The following is a 15,849-nucleotide window of genomic DNA, read 5'->3' as shown; positions in this document are numbered from 1 at the left end:
CCCGTTCCGTCTAAGGAGTGCATCCCGTGGAGATCCGCATCGGCATCGTCAACACCGGCCGCGAGCTGAGCTTCGAGACCGGAGCCGCAGCCGACGACGTGCGCGCGCAGGTCGCCGACGCCCTCGAGCAGGGATCGAAGCTCGTGACCCTCTCCGACGTGAAGGGCAACACCTACCTCATCCCGACCGCGACCCTCGCCTACGTCGAGGTCGGCACCGAGGAGTCCCGCCGCGTCGGCTTCGTCGCCTGACGGCTCCGGCTCCGGCTCCGGGCGCAGGAAGTACCGCACCGCCCGCGAGAACGCGGGTCTTAGGACGCCAGCCCCATCGCGTCCATCCGGCGTGCGTGCGCGCCCATGAGCTCGGTGAAGACCGGCTCGACCTGCTTCTCGTCCTCGGCGTCCAGCCGGCGCCGCAACGCGGCCCGGGCGACGAGCAGCGTGTCGCCCACGAGCCGCCGCGCCCACATCGACAGCAGCGAGCGCCACTCCTCATCGCTCGCGATGGTGTCGTTGATGATCGCCACGATCTCCTCGCGAGCGTCGTCGGCGGCGAGCGCCTTGGCGACTTTGCGCCCGGTGTCGCCGGAGCTCTTGGCGAGCGCCAGGTAGAAGTCGTCCAGCATGCCGGCGGTGATGTAGACGGACAGCAGCGTCTCGCGCGGTCGCGCCCCGAGGGTCTTGCCCCGGAACGCGTCCAGTTCTTCCCGGAACGGAAGCATGATCTCCAGCGGATCCAGACCGCGTTCGCGGATGATCGACACGATCGCCTGGTGCTTGGTGAGCGCCGCGGCTGCTGCCTGGGAGAGCGTCTCCTTCTCGGACAGATCGGGCGTTGCCCTGAGCAGCCGGGTGAGGGTCTCGAAATAGCCGAGCTGCAGATACGCCGCCTGGCCCAGGAACGTCTCGGTGTCTGGAACGAGCTCGGCGAACGCGACGCGCGTGGCGTCGCCGGCGTCGCCCCGTGCCCGCAGTTGGAACGTGCGACCGGGTCTTCTGCGCTGCCAGAACCACCTCACCACCCGATCAGCCTACCGGCGCTCCGCTGTGGGCCGCTGTCGCTCGGGTAGGCTGGGCTCATCCCGCCATCGGAGCGGGAGCCCCGCGCCTCGAGATGACAACGGCGTGGATCCGTTATCGAGGCGGCACGGCCGCCGGACAGGCATGAACACATGACCTCATTCTCTGAGCTCGGCGTCGACCAGGACATCGTGGACGCACTGGCCGCCAAGGGCATCATCGATGCGTTCCCCATCCAGGAACAGACCATCCCCCTGGGCCTTCCCGGGCAGGACATCATCGGCCAGGCCAAGACCGGCACCGGCAAGACCTTCGGCTTCGGCATCCCCGTCGTCCAGCGGCTGGGCGAGAACCCGGAGCCCGGTGTCAAGGCGCTCATCGTCGTCCCGACCCGCGAGCTCGCCGTCCAGGTGTACGAAGACATCGACCTGCTCACCTCCGGGCGCTCGACCAGCGTCGTCGCAATCTACGGCGGCAAGGCATACGAGGGCCAGATCGAGCAGCTGAAGGCCGGCGCGCAGATCGTCGTCGGAACCCCCGGTCGCCTCATCGACCTCGCCGGGCAGCGTCTGCTCGATCTGTCCAACGCCACCGAGGTCGTGCTCGACGAGGCCGACAAGATGCTCGACCTCGGCTTCCTCGCCGACATCGAGAAGATCTTCCAGAAGGTGCCGGCGGTGCGGCACACGCAGCTGTTCTCGGCGACCATGCCCGGCCCGATCGTCGCGCTGGCACGGCGGTTCATGTCGAACCCGATCCACATCCGGGCCAATGACCCCGATGAGGGCCTCACCCAGGCGAACATCAAGCACATCATCTATCGGGCCCACTCGCTCGACAAGGACGAGATCATCGCGCGCATCCTGCAGGCGGAGGGGCGCGGCAAGACCGTCATCTTCACCCGCACCAAGCGCGCAGCGCAGAAGCTCGTCGACGAGCTGACCGACCGCGGCTTCAACGTCGGCGGGGTGCACGGCGACATGGGCCAGGAGCAGCGCGAGCGCTCGATGGCCGCGTTCAAGGCCGGCAAGAAGGACGTCCTCATTGCGACAGACGTCGCCGCACGCGGCATCGACGTCGACGACGTGACGCACGTCATCAACCACACGATCCCCGACGAGGAGAAGACCTACCTCCACCGCGCGGGGCGCACCGGCCGGGCGGGCAAGACCGGCATCGCCGTCACCTTCGTCGACTGGGAGGACCTGCACAAGTGGGCCCTCATCAACCGTGCCCTCGAGTTCGGCCAGCCCGAGCCCGTGGAGACCTATTCGTCGAGCCCGCACCTGTTCGCCGACCTCGACATCCCCGCCGGAACCAAGGGCCGGTTGACGCCGGCCCGGCCGGCGGAGCGCAAGCCCCCGCGCGAGCGGAAGCCGGAACGGGCGGCGGAAGCCGCGGAGAACGCCGGGGATGAGGGCACGACGCGTCGCCGGCGCCGCCGCCGGCGCGCTGCGGACGCCGCGACCGTTGGCTCGACCTTCGGCGAGACCGCGGACAGCTCTGCACCCTCGTCGTCCCCTGCCCAGGGCGACACCGCCGACCGCCCCCTCGAGGGCGGCGGGACCCATGACGGCAAGGGCGGCGAGCACCACGACGGCAAGCCCGCTCCCGCACGCCGCCGGCGTCGGCGGCGTGGCGGCAGCGGTGGCACGGGAGCGCCCGCAGCCGGAGCCTGAACCTCACCGGGCGGCTGACCGCCGCCCGGTGTTCCGACGGCCGTTCGCGCGGCGTTTCCCCTCAGGGCAAGACCGGGGGCGTGCCGGTGGCCCTGTCGATGATGCGCGCGACCATCGCGTCGGATGTCGTGTTCTCACCGGGCCGATTAGGCTTTCCTGCGCCGTGATAGTCGCTCGAGCCGGTGAGGATCAGGTCATGGCGGGCCGCCAGCGCCCGGAGCGCGTGCTTGCCGCTGGCGGTGTTCTCGCGGTGGTCGATCTCGAAGCCGCCGAGGCCGGCGGCGATGAGCTGCTCCAGAAGGTCGTCTGACATCATCCGATCGCGGCCGGCCCCCGCGGGGTGCGCGATGACCGCCACCCCGCCCGCGTCGTCGATCAGACGCACGGCGGTGAGCGGGTCGGGCGCATAGTGCGACTCGTAGTATCCCTCCCGCGGGTGCAGGATGCCCGCGAACGCGTGTCCGCGGTCGCGGGCGAAACCACGCGCGACGAGGGCGTCGGCGATGTGGGGACGCCCGACGGTCGCATCTCCCCCGGTCTGAGCGAGCACGTCATCCCAGGTGAGGTCGTAGTCGCGGCCGATGTTGCGCACCATGCGTTCTGCACGGCCGACGCGGTCGCCGCGAATCCGGTTCATCTCGGCGACGAGTGCCGTGTCGGCCGGGTCGAAGAGGTAGCCCAGGACGTGCACGCTGCGCCAGCCGTCCAGCGCCGACAGCTCCGCCCCTGGCAGGAGCGTCATGCCCAGGGCGCGCGTGGTGGCGGCGGCCTCCGCCCAGCCGGCGGTGGTGTCGTGGTCGGTCAGTGCCATCGTGCGGATGCCGTGCGCGTGGGCCGCCCGCACGACGTCTGCCGGAGCCTCCGTACCATCGGAACGGTTGGAGTGCAGGTGCAGATCGCTGGGACCTTCGAATCGTTCTGCTCCTGGCATCCTTCGATCGTATCGGCCGACGATCGTCTTCCGGCGGCTTCTGCTCCCGGGCAGGAGCCCGCTCCCAGGCGCGACGCCCTAGGCTCGATGACGTGTTCCGACTGCTCGGCGGCCTTCTGACGGTCTTGTTCGCGATCGCCTGTGCGATCGCGATCTGGCCGTCGTTCTTCCGGCTGGAGCAGACGTTCCCCTTCGCGCATCTCGTCGCGGCTCGGGGCCTGCTCACGATCGGTTTCGTCGTCGTGCTCCTGCTCGCGCTCCTGACGGCGCTGATCCGGCCGCTGCGCGGGTTCGCGGTCTCGATCGCCCTCGTCGCCCTCCTCGCCGTGATCGCGTCCGGCGCGGTCGGCGCCCTGCGCGGGCTCGGCAACGAGGCGCTCCCCGCGAAGGGGCCGGAGAGCATCAGGGTGCTCACCTGGAACACCGCCGGCGAACAGGTCTCCGCGGCGACGGTCGCCGAGACGGTGATCGCCCAGGAGGCCGACATCGTCGCGCTCCCCGAGACCACGGACGAGGTGGGTGAGGAGATCGCGCTGCTGCTGCGCGATCAGGGGCATCCGATGTGGGTGCACCACGTGCAGTTCCACCCCGACATCGAGCGCGGACCGGACGCCTGGCAGACGACGATCCTGATCTCGCCCGAGCTCGGGGACTACGCGGTGATCGCATCGTCGGCCGACGGGTCGAGCAACACCGGCCAGTTGCCGAGCGCGGTGGCGATGCCGGTGGACGGCGAGGGGCCGACAGTCGTCGCGGTGCACGCCGTGGCACCGCGCCCGACCGACCTCGCGCAGTGGCGCGAAGATCTGAGCTGGATCGCCGATCAGTGTCCCGGAGGCGATGTGATTCTCGCGGGCGACTTCAACGCCACGATCGACCACATGGCTTCGCTGGGCCTCGAGGGCAACGATCTGGGATACTGCCGTGACGCCGCGGCCCAGGCAGGGGCCGGCGCTCGGGGCACCTGGCCGACGCTGCTGCCCGATCTGCTCGGCGCTCCCATCGACCATGTCATGGCGACCGACAACTGGACACCGTCCGGCGCGGTCGTGCTCGACCCTGCGGGCAACGACAGCGACCACCGCCCCCTGGTCGTGCAGCTCGACCCCGCTCCCTGAGCCCGATCGCCCCGGTCCGGCGCCCGCGACTCACGGGCTGCCAGACGCCGGCGCAGCGGTGAGAGACTGGGGGCATGAGCACCGCAGAGACCGACACCGTCACGGGTGAGACCGCCGAGGCCACCGCCGACGCACCGAAGCCCGTGGCGAGCAACCGCCGCCAGCCGTTCCCCCAGGGCTTCCTCGACACGATCTCCACCGGCTGGGCGGAGCGTGACGAGACGCTCCCGCCTGCCCGGGAGCAGGCACCGTTCGCCGCGGAACGCCGTGCGAGGCTCTCCGCAGCGTTCCCGGGCCAGCGCATCGTCGTTCCGGCGGGCGACGCGAAGACACGCAGCAACGACACCGACTATCCGTTCCGTGCCCACACGGCCTTCGCTCACCTGACCGGCTGGGAGACACAGTCCGAGCCCGGCGCCGTGCTGGTGCTCGAACCGACCGACGACGGCCACGCCGCAACGCTCTATTTCCGCGAGCGCGCCGGGCGCGACACCCCCGAGTTCTACGCGAATGCCGCGATCGGCGAGTTCTGGGCCGGCCCCCGTCCCTCGCTCGAGACGGTCGCCGCCGATCTGGCTATCCGCACCGCGCACGTCGACGACTTCTCCGCATCCGACGACGACCGCACGGTCGGCGAGGACGAGGAGGTCACCCGCTTCGTCTCCGAGCTGCGCCTGGTCAAGGACGCCTTCGAGATCGCCGAGATGCGCCGCGCCGTCGAGGTCACCTCGGCGGGCTTCGACGACATCATCCGCGAGCTGCCCCGCGCGATCGCGCACCCGCGCGGCGAACGCGTGGTCGAGGGCGTGTTCCACCAGCGGGCACGCGCGGACGGCAACTGGGAGGGCTACGACACGATCGCGGCATCCGGCCCGCACGCCTGCTACCTGCACTGGATGCGCAACGACGGCCCCGTCGTCCCGGGCGACCTGATCCTCGTCGACGCCGGGGTCGAGCTCGACTCGCTCTTCACCGCCGACATCACCCGCACGCTTCCCGTGAACGGGCGCTTCACCGAGGTGCAGCGCCGCGTGTACGAGACGGTGCGCGAGGCAGCCGACGCCGCATTCGCCGCCGCTCGGCCCGGCGTGCCGTTCCGCACGGTGCACGAGGCCGCGATGGAGGTCATCGCCGCCCGCGTCGCCGCGTGGGGAATGCTGCCGGTCACCGCGCAGGAGGCTCTCGACGCCGAGCGCGGCGGCCAGCACCGCCGTTACATGGTGCACGGCACGAGCCACCACCTAGGCCTGGATGTACACGACTGCGCGCAGGCCCGCCGCGAGATGTACTACGACGGCGTGCTGGAACCGGGCATGGTCTTCACGATCGAGCCCGGCCTGTACTTCCAGATCGACGACCTGGCCGTGCCGGAGGAGTACCGGGGCATCGGCGTGCGGATCGAGGACGACATCCTCATGACCGAGGACGGCCCGGAGAACCTCTCCGCCGGCATCCCCCGCACGGCCGACGACGTCGAGGCCTGGATGGAGCGCCTGATCGGATAGGTGGGCCGTGCGGGTGCCCGGATCGACACAGCCACGGTGACCCCGGCGACGATCCGGCCAGGCGGCGGCGAACGCAACGTCGCCCCGTGCGCGCTGCCGATCGGTGAGGAATGCGTCGCCGATGTGGGGCGCGCGACGGAACCCATCGAGCGGATCGCCGGCATAGCCGCGGTATCCGAAGCGGCCTGCTGGACGCGCTGCCTGGCGCGGTCGAGTCCGTCGTCGGCGAGCTGGACGACGTGGATCGGGCCCATGACCTCGACCGCATCAGGCAGCGCCTCCGCCGCCGCGGTCATGAACCCGATGAACCCGTCGGCGAGGCGAACAGTCAGACCTCCAGGATCTGTCGTGCCTCCTCCGCGGATACCACGGTGCGCCCGAGGTCTTGAGCGAGGCGGGCTGTGCGCTCGATCAACGGGTTGTTGCCGGGGGCGAGTTGACCTTTGCCGAGGTGGAGGGTGTCCTCCAGGCCCGTTCTGGCGTTGCCGCCGAGCGCGAGTCCGATCGCGGTGAGCTCGAGGTTGTAACGGCCGATCGCGATGATCTGCCAGATGGCGTCGTCGGGCAGACGGTCGACCATCGTGATGAGGTTTTGTGGTGTCGCCGCCATTCCGCCTCGGACGCCGAGCACGATGCTGAACTGGGGCGAGCCCGTGATGAGGCCTTTGTCGCGCAGGCGCAGGCACTCGTCGAGGTGTCCCGTGTCGTATATCTCGAGTTCGGGTTTGACGCCGAGGTCCTGCATGCGGGCGGCGAGGCGGGCCACCTGTTCGGGCGGGTTGCGGAACTCGTCGGTCCCGAAGGACATGCTGCACGGGTTGAGCGTGGCCATCTGGGGGCGCAGTTCGACCAGTGCGGCGCGTTCCTCAAAGGGAACCGACAACCCCACGCCTGTGGATAGCTGGATGAGGATCGGGCACCGGTCCCGGATCATATCGACGGTCTGTCGGGCGATCGTGAGGTCGGCAGTGGGTCGATCGTGCTCGTCTCGAAGGTGGATGTGCGCCACGGCCGCGCCACGCTCGTACGCCTCGGCCACGGCATCGGCGATCTCGTTGGGCTGCGTCGGTAGATCCGGATTGTCTCGCTTGGTGGCGATCGGGCCGGTCGGGGCGATGGTGAGAATGACTGCGCTCATTCAGAGTCTCCGATCTCTGGGGAGTTGTCGATGATGGCGACGGCCCGGGTCCATCCGGCGGATGCGCGGGATATTTTGGTGGGGAAGCACGCGACCGTGAAGCCCGTGTCCGGGAGCTGTTCCAGGCCGTGAAGCTTCTCGATCTGGCAGTAGCCTGCCTCGATGCCGGCCTTGTGGCCCTCCCAGACGATCGAGGCGTCTCCGGTCTCCGCGTAGCGCCGCAGGGTGGAACGGAACGGCGCGTCCCAGCTCCACGCATCCGTTCCGACGACGCGGATGCCTTGGTCGGTGAGGAAGAGCGTGGCGTCGCGCCCGAATCCGCACCCCCGATGGATGTAGTCATCCTGTCCGAAGGCCGCGCCTGCGGCGGTGTTCATCAGAACGATCTCGTAGGGTCGCAGTCTGTGGCCGATGCGATCGAGTTCTTCTCGGATCTCGGCTGCTGTCACGATGTGCCCGTCGGGCCGGTCGCGGAAGTCGAGTCTGACCCCGGGGCGGAAGAACCAGTCGAGCGGCAGTTCGTCGACGGTGATGGCCCGCCGGCCGCCGTCCATGGTCGGGTGGTAGTGCCAGGGAGCATCCACATGGGTGCCGTTGTGGGTCGACAGCGTCACTGTCTCCACCGCCCATCCGAGACCGTCGGGGAGATCCTCGACATGGAGCCCGGGAAACTGGGCCGTGAGCTCGCGAGCGCCCTCCTCATGGCTGGTGTAGTCGATGCGGACGCGCTGGAAAGGCGGGTCAGCGGGGGTGGTGTCGTCCGTGGGGATCGACAGGTCGATGATCTTCATCGGGACTCGTCGCCGTTCGGGACGATCGGCAGCACAAGAACCGCGTCGTGTTCTCCGCCTGCGTGGATCGTGGTGCGTCCTCCGAACAGCTCGGTGGGGCGGTCCTCCGGATCGTCGTGCAGGTACACGGATGATCCGCGCTGTTCGACTCCGTACAGCTTCGGGAGCGGGCCGGAGAGGCCGTTATCGAAGTCGTGGCCGGAGATGGTCAGGCCGAGACGATAGTGGGCGGGGATGACGATCGACGTCGGCCAGAGCTCCACGTCGAGTTCGTACACCTCGCCAGGCGTGACCGGCAAGAGTTCATTGTGCGCGTACACCGGTCGCCAGGGCTCGCTGCGCGCCGGATCGAGCTTGCGGTGTGAGGCGCGCAGCCACCCCTGCGTCACGGGCGCATGGGGCTCGACGGCTCCGACGAAGAGCACCTCGCTCTCGTCCTCCCGGAAGAGTCGCACCGTGAGGAAGAGGTCGAGATCCTCCGTCGACGATGATGCAGCGATGCGCGCCGTGATCGGGCCGATGATCGTCGTCTCAGCGGGGAACGGCTCGGTGGTGAGGTCGATCTGCTCCGTCAGCGCGTCGAACTCGACCGTCGTCTCACTCGCCACCGGATCGGTGGCGAGGCGACCAGCAGCGAGGTCGAGGTGGAAGGGGGTCCATGTCGTGTCGGGCAGTGGCCAGGAGTCGGCCGTTCGGTCAACGAAGCCGTCCGTCGTGCGCACGCGCATCGAGATCGCAGGCTGGTCGCCCCAACCGGTGTCGCGGCCGTGCAGGAAATGACCGAAGAAGCGCTTCTGGATGTCGAGACCATAGTCGGTGTAGAACTCTGTCCAGTGCTCGAGCCCATGCATCTCGAGCCACTTCTGAGCGGAGCCGGCGCCGAGGTACCCTTCGACATTCCCGCGCAAGTGCAGCCCCTGGCCGCCCCAGTTGCCGCACGACAGCACAGGTACGTCGATCCGTGCGAGGTCGGGCAGGCGTTCGGCCCAGTACTCGTCGAGCAGAGGATGGTCGAGCTGGTCACGGTTGATGTCGACGCGGTTGCGGGCCATCTCCTGGGGGCTCAGTTCGCAGTCACCGCCGATCGGTTCACCGGTGACGGCACTGACGCGGCCGTTGCGACCCAAGCCGTACTGCGCGTTGGTGACCTGGAGCGGATACCAACGCGTCCAGAAGGTGCACATGATTCCGCCGTGCCGAGTGCCGTCCCGGTAGACATCGGATGCGCCCTCGAAAGGACAGATCGCCGCGAGATGAGGGGGCCGCAGCGCCGCGACCTGCCACTGATTCATCGCATAGTAGGACACGCCCAGCAGCCCCACCTTGCCCGAGCTCCAGCTCTGCTCCCCGGCCCACTCGATGCACGCGTAGTAGTCCCGGGTCTCCCGCGCCGAGAACGGGTCGATCGACCCGGGTGACATTCCCGCGCCGCGCGAGTCGACGCGGACCACGACGTAGTTGTCGGGGACCCAGCGCTCGGGATCTGCCGTCTCCCAGTTCGCGTAGCGGGTGGAGGTTCCCTGGGCAACGTCCGGATGATCGGCGATCAGGTTCGTCCACTGGGCAGGATATCCATCGGCGAACGAGAGGCCTTTCGCGTATGGGCCATACGTCATCAGAACCGGGTATCGACCTTCTCTGATCGGCCGGAAGACGTCCGCGCGCAGGACGATCCCGTCGTCCATCGCGACCGGCACATTCCAGTCGATCCGCATCCCGTCGGCAACCTCGGATCGTTCCATCCTGCACACTCCTTCGTGTCAAAATTGAAGTGAGTACTCACTTCCGTTCCAGTATTGCGTTATGGTGGTGCGATGGTCAAGGGGTCAGTCGAGGAGCGCCGCGAACGAATCCTGACGGCGACAGCGAACCTCATCCGGCGCGACGGCGTCGCCGCTTTGACCACCAAACGCGTTGCCGCCGAGGCCGGTTGCGCTGAGGGCACGATCTTCCGCCATTTCGGCGACAAGGGGGGCCTCATCGCCGCTGTCCTCTCTTTCGGGCTGCCCGAGATCGATCACCTCGAGCATGTCGCCGCCCGCGAGCCGTCCGGCGATCTTGTCGGCGACCTCACCGACCTGTGCACGGCCGCGCTCGACTTCTACCGAGCGAGCTACCCCATCGCCGCCAGCGCGCTCACCGACGCCGCGATGTTCCAGCGCTATCGGGACGCTCACAACGCCCGTAAAACCGGCCCCCGGCAGATCTGGGAGCTCATCCACGGCTACCTTCGCACCGCGGCGGAACGCGGGATCATCGATACGGCACTCGACCTCGAAGCCGAGGCATTGGTCCTCGCGGGCGCCTGCCAGAACGCAGTCTGGGTCGCGCTCGTCAACGGCGACGAGGCACTCCCCCACCAGGGCCGCGACATCGCCGGATACATCGCTCGCGGCATGTCAGCGACGCTCCAGCGCGGCTGACATGACCCGAGAGCGGATGCTCTCGCGGGCGTCGCCCCGGTCGCAGAGAGGTGGAGATCGCCACGCGCTGACCGAGCGGACGGTGTGATCACCGAGCCACCGGCGACGCTCCGCCGGCAGAGCGATGAGTTCGTCGCCGACGCCGAAAGGCCTGTGGCCGTGCCCCCGCCTCAACCAGACCTCACGAGGAAGCGGTTATGCCGCCCGGCGTGCTCATCGACGCCGAGACGATGCGCAATCCGCGCGACGGCGAGGGGCCGACCACGAGTGCAGACAGCGCCCATCCCACCGCACCGCACCGCACCGCAGCCGGGAATTGCCTGGTTCACCAATTCGGTCTGACAGAATCGTGGCATAGATTGGCTGGATCGGGATTCGATTGCCGATGAGGGCATGCGCGAAATGCTGTCGGGCGCGTGGTATCTCGACAATGAGGTTCTTCAGGCGGCACGGCGCCGATGCGCAACACTGATCTACCAGCTGAACCAGCTCGGCCCCGACCGAGTTTCGGAACGGGAGGATCTCCTGACGGACCTCCTGGGAGATCTGGGTCCGGCGTGCGAAGTGATGCCGACATTTCGATGCAGCTACGGCGCCCACATCAGCCTGGGAGGTCGCGTCTTCGTCAACAGTGATGCGATCTTCATGGACGATGCGCCAATCCGAGTCGACGACGACGTCAGAATCGGACCTCGGGTGCAGCTCCTGACCGCCCAACACCCGATCGAGGACCACGAGCGACGACGAGCGGGATGGGAGCGAGCCCTCCCCATCCGGATCCGACGCAACGCCTGGATCGGAGGCGGGGCCATCATTCTCGCTGGGGTCACGATCGGGGAGAACTCCATCGTCGGAGCAGGCAGCGTCGTCAGCAAGGATGTGCCCGACAACACCCTCGTCGCAGGCGTCCCCGCCAGGCCTATTCGCGAGATTTCAGGCACCGCCGCTCCTGCACGCGCGCGAGGCACCCGTCCCACCGAATGAGCAGCTCCCTCGGAGCCACGACATGAGTGCGGGTCAGGGGCGCCGGGATCTGTCGCTTTGAGTCGGCCTGACTTTCGTTCCGTTCTTGACGCGAGGATGGGAGACGATGAACCGGAGTATTCGCCGGAGATGCGTGAGCGGGCGTTGCGGATACTCGCGGAAACGCGGCCGTCAAGCCGGGCGCCCCGACCGATGCGGCCCCGGAGATCACGCGGCCGCAGAAAGAGAATCCTGAACTACGCAAGGCGAATGAGATTCTCGCGGCTGCAAGCGTGATTTTGGCGCAGGAGCTCGACCGCCGCCGACCGAGATGATCCGATTCATCACCGCGCACCGGGATTGGTCCAGGCTCGAGCTCATCTGCCGGGCGCGTGAGCGCTCAGCGGCCGGGATACGGGCCGTGCAGGTCGTTCGGGTCCGAGCGATCGGATGCCGGTGCAGGCTGCTCACCGCCGGCCGGCTCAGAAACAGCCGGCTCAGGAGCAGCCGGCACCGGCGCGTCGACGGGCGGCGCCGGCTCGACGGGCGGCGCAGGAGCGGGGGCCGGCTGAACACCGCCCTCGGGAATCCGCTCGCCGTACCGCGGCGGCTCATCGAGCACCGGAGAGTGACGCGGTGCGGGCCGGGTCGCCGGAGCGCCCAGCGCCTGGCGAGCCTTGCCGAAAGACGCGTCGGCGACCGTCACCTCGTAGTGGTCTGCCGCCAGCTGCGTGACGCTGGCGTAGTCCCGGCGGCGGCGCAGGATCGCGTACATCACCAGGCTCATGATCATGCCCATCGCGACACCGACGAACAGCATTCCGACGAAGAGCTGCACCGGAGCAGCCGGATTCCCCAGCACGAAGATCGCTGAGAGGAACAGGCCGATCAGCACCCCGTTGACCGCGCCGGAACGCGCGGCGGTGGCATAGCCGAGCCGACCGGTGACCCGCTCGATGGTGCGCACACCCTCACCGACGATCGCGATGTCGCGGGCGGGGACATCGGCCGCGATCAGCGTCGACACCGCCTTCTGCGCTGCCGCATAGTCACGCGTCGAGAGGACCGTCTCACCGGTGGGCGCGGGGGGTCCGCTCGGGTTCAGCATGCTCATGGATTCATTGTCCCACGCGGGGTTCCGATCAACCCTGGATGCGCTTCCCCCAGGAGCGAACGGTCACCGGCACTGCCCCGCCCTCGGGTGTGCGGCGCCCCGCACGGCGGGCGGTGCGCAGGCCAGCAGACCCCGGGCGGAAGCGAGCAGCGACGCCGGAAATCCGTTCCGCTCACACGGATGCCCAGAGCACCCCGCGGACTACGCTTGAGCCGTGAGCACTCAGCGGGTTTTCGTCGCGCGCCTGGCCGGCTGCGCCGTCTTCGACCCCGCCGGCGACCGTCTCGGCAAGGTCCGCGACGTCGTCGTGGTGTACCGAAGTTCTGGCGCGCCCCGCGTGATCGGCCTGGTGTGCGAGATCCCCGGACGCCGCCAGGTGTTCCTCTCCATCGGGCGGATCACGTCGATCAACACCGGCCAGGTCATCACGACCGGCCTGATCAATGTGCGCCGCTTCAAACCGCGTGCCGGCGAGGTGCGCGTCCTCGCCGAGATGCTCGGTCGCCGCGTCCACTTCGTCGACGGCTCGGGAACCGGCGTGATCGAGGATGTCGCGATCGAGCCGAACCGCCTGGGCGAGTGGACGGTGAGCCAGCTGTTCCTCCGCCGCCCGAAGACCTCCGCCTCCCCCTTCGCGAAAGGCCCGACCACCTTCGCGACCTGGTCGGAGGTGCGCGAGCTCACGGCTCCCGGCGAAGCGCAGTCCGCCGAGCAGCTGGCCGCCAGCTACTCGGAGCTGCTGCCAGCCGATCTCGCCAACACCCTGCGCGACCTCCCCGAGAAGCGGCGTCTGGAGGTCGCAGAGGAGCTGCCGGACGAACGCCTCGCCGACGCCCTCGAGGAGATGCCGGAACGCGAGCAGCTGAACATCCTGGAGCGCCTGGGCGACGAGCGTGCCGCAGACATCCTGGACGAGATGGAGCCAGACGACGCCGCCGACCTCCTCGCCCAGCTGCCTCCGGCCCGGCTGGAGCAGCTTCTGGAGCTGATGGAGCCGGAGGAGGCCGACGACGTCCGGGCCCTGCTCCGTTACGGCCCGGACACCGCGGGCGGCCTGATGACGCCGGAGCCGATCATCCTGCCCGCCGATGCCACCGTCGCGGAGGGCCTGGCACTCATCCGACGCCACGAGCTGCACCCGGCCCTCGCCGCTGCGGTCTATCTGACCCTGCCGCCGTTCGAGACGCCGACCGGGCGGCTGCTCGGCGTGGTGCATTTCCAACGCATGCTGCGCTATCCGCCGCACGAGCGTCTGGGGGCGATCATCGACGAGTCCGTCGAGCCCCTGCTCGTCACCGCATCGGCGGCGGAGGTCGCCCGCCGCCTGGCCAGCTACGACCTTGTGGCCCTTCCCGTGGTCGATCAGGCCCACCGTCTGGTGGGCGTGGTGAGCGTGGACGACGTGCTGGACTACCTGCTCCCGGACGACTGGCGCTCGCAGGACGACGACAGCCCGGTCTCCGGTGCCCGCGGAGGTGCCAGATGATGGCGAGATCACGACGCCCCGGCCTCGACGCTCCCCTGGGCCGCGGAGGCGTCATCGGCCGCTCGCAAGGGCCGTCGGACGACACCTTCGGGCGATTCACCGAGTGGGTGGCCCGCGCGATGGGCACACCCACCTTCCTGGCGATCCTCACGCTCTTCTGCGCGGCGTGGCTGGCGTGGAACACCCTCGCCCCGACGACATGGCGCTTCGACTCGGCAGCCAACGGTTTCACCGCGCTGACCCTCATGCTGTCCCTGCAGGCGTCGTACGCCGCCCCGCTGATCCTGCTCGCGCAGAACCGGCAGGACGACCGGGACCGCGTGCAGATCGAGCAGGATCGTCAGCGCGCAGAACGCAACCTCGCCGACACCGAGTACCTGGCCAGGGAGATCGTGGCGTTGCGCATGCTCGTGGAGGAATCGGATGGGCAGCGCCTGACGCGCGATGCGCTGCGCGCGGAGCTGCGCAGCGTGCTGGCAGAGCTGCAGCAGCAGGAGCGAGCCGCGGAGCGCGATGCCCGGGGCTCTGACGGCGAGGTCCCATGACCGGCCCCGGGACCGACGCGGTCCGCGCGGCCGTCGGTGCGGTCACAGACCCGGAGCTGCGCCGATCCCTCGCCGAGCTCGAGATGGTGCGCGACGTGTCGGTCGACCGGGGCAGAGCGCACGTATCGATCGTGCTGACGATCGCTGGGTGCCCCGCGGCGCGGCAGATCGAGTCCGAGGTGCGATCGGCGGCGGCATCGGTGCCCGGTGTCTCGGAGGTGGCCGTCGAGGTCGGCACGATGACGCCGGCCGAACGGCGCGCACTCGTGGAGAGACTGCGGGGCGGCCGCCCCGCCCGCGAGATCCCGTTCGGCCCCGGTTCGACCACGCGCGTGATTCTCGTCGGCAGCGGGAAGGGCGGCGTCGGCAAGTCTTCTGTCACGGCGAACCTCGCCGTGGCTCTCGCCGCTCGCGGACGAGCCGTCGGGCTCATCGACGCCGATGTGCACGGCTTCTCGATCCCTGGCCTGCTCGGGCTCGTCGAGAACGGCCGTGCCCCCCAGCCGACCCGGATCGATGAGGTGATGCTGCCGCCGATCGGCCACGGGGTGAAGACGATCTCGATCGGCATGTTCCTCCCCGAGGGCGACAGTGTCGTCGCGTGGCGCGGGCCGATGCTGCACCGCGCGGTGGCGCAGTTCCTCACCGATGTGCACTTCGGCGATCTCGATGTCCTCCTGGTCGACATGCCCCCGGGGACGGGCGACATCGCGATCTCGATCGGTCAGCTGCTGCCCGGCGCCGAGGTGGTGGTGGTGACCACCCCGCAGGAGGCCGCCGCCGAGGTCGCCATCCGCTCCGGCCTCGTCGCCCGGCGCACCGGCCAGCGTGTGATCGGCGTGATCGAGAACATGAGCTCTGCGCGGATGCCGGACGGCACCCTGTTCGACCTGTTCGGCTCAGGAGGCGGTCAGACCGTGGCGCGCTCGCTCTCGGAGGAGGGCGTTGCCGTGCCGCTGCTCGGCATGGTCCCGCTCAGCGCCCCGCTGCGCGTCGGCGGTGATGCGGGTGTGCCGATCGTCCTCGGCGCTCCCGACGATCCGGCGGCGATCGCGCTGAACGAGATCGCGGAGCGGATCGACGCCGCCCGCCCGCCGCTCGCCGGACGGCCGCTGTCGGTGCGCATCACGGACTGAC

Annotated in this window: 15 protein-coding genes and 1 pseudogene; 9 read left to right on the top strand and 7 right to left on the bottom strand. The window is 69.2% G+C overall.

What is annotated here, in order from left to right:
- Nucleotides 1-26: 26 nt before the first annotated feature.
- Complete coding sequence (locus AC3RXY_RS10355) at nucleotides 27-251, top strand: DUF3107 domain-containing protein (protein ID WP_491510837.1); 225 nt, start codon at nucleotides 27-29, stop codon at nucleotides 249-251.
- 59 nt (nucleotides 252-310) lie between these two features.
- Here the strand turns inward: AC3RXY_RS10355 and AC3RXY_RS10350 are convergent, their stop codons facing one another.
- Entirely contained in the window at nucleotides 311-1,021 is a 711-nt protein-coding gene (locus AC3RXY_RS10350) for a ferritin-like fold-containing protein (protein ID WP_491510836.1), read from the bottom strand.
- A gap of 150 nt (nucleotides 1,022-1,171) precedes the next feature.
- On the opposite strand from AC3RXY_RS10350, the gene AC3RXY_RS10345 reads away from it, so the two are divergent.
- Nucleotides 1,172-2,698 carry a DEAD/DEAH box helicase gene (locus AC3RXY_RS10345; protein ID WP_491510835.1) on the top strand — a complete coding sequence of 509 codons (1,527 nt, stop codon included), beginning with the start codon at nucleotides 1,172-1,174 and terminating at the stop codon, nucleotides 2,696-2,698.
- A gap of 61 nt (nucleotides 2,699-2,759) precedes the next feature.
- On the opposite strand, the gene AC3RXY_RS10340 is transcribed toward AC3RXY_RS10345, so the two are convergent.
- Nucleotides 2,760-3,629: a PHP domain-containing protein gene (locus AC3RXY_RS10340; protein WP_491510834.1), complete on the bottom strand. Its 870-nt coding sequence runs from the start codon at nucleotides 3,627-3,629 to the stop codon at nucleotides 2,760-2,762.
- Nucleotides 3,630-3,721: 92 nt separating this feature from the next.
- Here AC3RXY_RS10340 and AC3RXY_RS10335 point away from each other — a divergent pair, with 92 nt between their 5' ends.
- Nucleotides 3,722-4,747, top strand: a complete 1,026-nt coding sequence (locus tag AC3RXY_RS10335) for an endonuclease/exonuclease/phosphatase family protein (RefSeq protein ID WP_491510833.1) — start codon at nucleotides 3,722-3,724, stop codon at nucleotides 4,745-4,747.
- A 74-nt stretch (nucleotides 4,748-4,821) separates the two neighbouring features.
- Nucleotides 4,822-6,252, top strand: coding sequence for an aminopeptidase P family protein (locus AC3RXY_RS10330; RefSeq protein WP_491510832.1), 1,431 nt, complete (start codon nucleotides 4,822-4,824; stop codon nucleotides 6,250-6,252).
- A gap of 63 nt (nucleotides 6,253-6,315) precedes the next feature.
- On the opposite strand, the pseudogene AC3RXY_RS10325 reads toward AC3RXY_RS10330, so the two are convergent.
- The 4 genes and pseudogenes from AC3RXY_RS10325 to AC3RXY_RS10310 form a co-directional block, all read right to left on the bottom strand.
- Nucleotides 6,316-6,566 (bottom strand): annotated as a pseudogene (locus tag AC3RXY_RS10325) (transposase); the annotation flags it as partial.
- Between the two features lie 14 nt (nucleotides 6,567-6,580).
- Entirely contained in the window at nucleotides 6,581-7,390 is an 810-nt protein-coding gene (locus AC3RXY_RS10320) for a beta-keto acid cleavage family enzyme (protein ID WP_491510831.1), read from the bottom strand.
- Nucleotides 7,387-8,181: a cyclase family protein gene (locus AC3RXY_RS10315; RefSeq protein ID WP_491510830.1), complete on the bottom strand. Its 795-nt coding sequence runs from the start codon at nucleotides 8,179-8,181 to the stop codon at nucleotides 7,387-7,389. The genes AC3RXY_RS10320 and AC3RXY_RS10315 overlap by 4 nt, the downstream gene beginning before the upstream one ends.
- Nucleotides 8,178-9,923, bottom strand: a complete 1,746-nt coding sequence (locus AC3RXY_RS10310) for a CocE/NonD family hydrolase (protein ID WP_491510829.1) — start codon at nucleotides 9,921-9,923, stop codon at nucleotides 8,178-8,180. The genes AC3RXY_RS10315 and AC3RXY_RS10310 overlap by 4 nt, the downstream gene beginning before the upstream one ends.
- A 72-nt stretch (nucleotides 9,924-9,995) precedes the next feature.
- Between AC3RXY_RS10310 and AC3RXY_RS10305 the strand changes: the two genes are divergently transcribed.
- Complete coding sequence (locus AC3RXY_RS10305) at nucleotides 9,996-10,604, top strand: TetR/AcrR family transcriptional regulator (RefSeq protein WP_491510828.1); 609 nt, start codon at nucleotides 9,996-9,998, stop codon at nucleotides 10,602-10,604.
- Between the two features lie 393 nt (nucleotides 10,605-10,997).
- Nucleotides 10,998-11,588, top strand: a complete 591-nt coding sequence (locus AC3RXY_RS10300; RefSeq protein ID WP_491510827.1) for a sugar O-acetyltransferase — start codon at nucleotides 10,998-11,000, stop codon at nucleotides 11,586-11,588.
- Nucleotides 11,589-11,967: 379 nt separating this feature from the next.
- Here AC3RXY_RS10300 and AC3RXY_RS10295 read toward each other — a convergent pair whose 3' ends face one another.
- Nucleotides 11,968-12,681 (bottom strand): YflT domain-containing protein, encoded by a 714-nt coding sequence (locus AC3RXY_RS10295; protein ID WP_491510826.1) that lies wholly within the window; start codon nucleotides 12,679-12,681, stop codon nucleotides 11,968-11,970.
- 214 nt (nucleotides 12,682-12,895) lie between these two features.
- On the opposite strand from AC3RXY_RS10295, the gene AC3RXY_RS10290 reads away from it, so the two are divergent.
- The 3 genes from AC3RXY_RS10290 to AC3RXY_RS10280 are packed head-to-tail and all read left to right on the top strand — an operon-like array spanning nucleotide 12,896 to nucleotide 15,848.
- Nucleotides 12,896-14,167, top strand: coding sequence for a magnesium transporter MgtE N-terminal domain-containing protein (locus AC3RXY_RS10290; protein WP_491510825.1), 1,272 nt, complete (start codon nucleotides 12,896-12,898; stop codon nucleotides 14,165-14,167).
- Nucleotides 14,167-14,712, top strand: a complete 546-nt coding sequence (locus AC3RXY_RS10285; protein WP_491510824.1) for a DUF1003 domain-containing protein — start codon at nucleotides 14,167-14,169, stop codon at nucleotides 14,710-14,712. The genes AC3RXY_RS10290 and AC3RXY_RS10285 overlap by 1 nt, the downstream gene beginning before the upstream one ends.
- The gene (locus tag AC3RXY_RS10280; protein WP_491510823.1) at nucleotides 14,709-15,848 is read left to right on the top strand and encodes an Mrp/NBP35 family ATP-binding protein; all 1,140 of its coding nucleotides are present in this window, start codon (nucleotides 14,709-14,711) and stop codon (nucleotides 15,846-15,848) included. The genes AC3RXY_RS10285 and AC3RXY_RS10280 overlap by 4 nt, the downstream gene beginning before the upstream one ends.
- The last annotated feature ends 1 nt before the right edge of the window (nucleotide 15,849 follow it).

The organism is Microbacterium longlingense (assembly GCF_058349825.2).
Note: the sequence above shows the minus strand (reverse complement) of the source record. Positions and strands in the feature narration are given on the sequence as shown.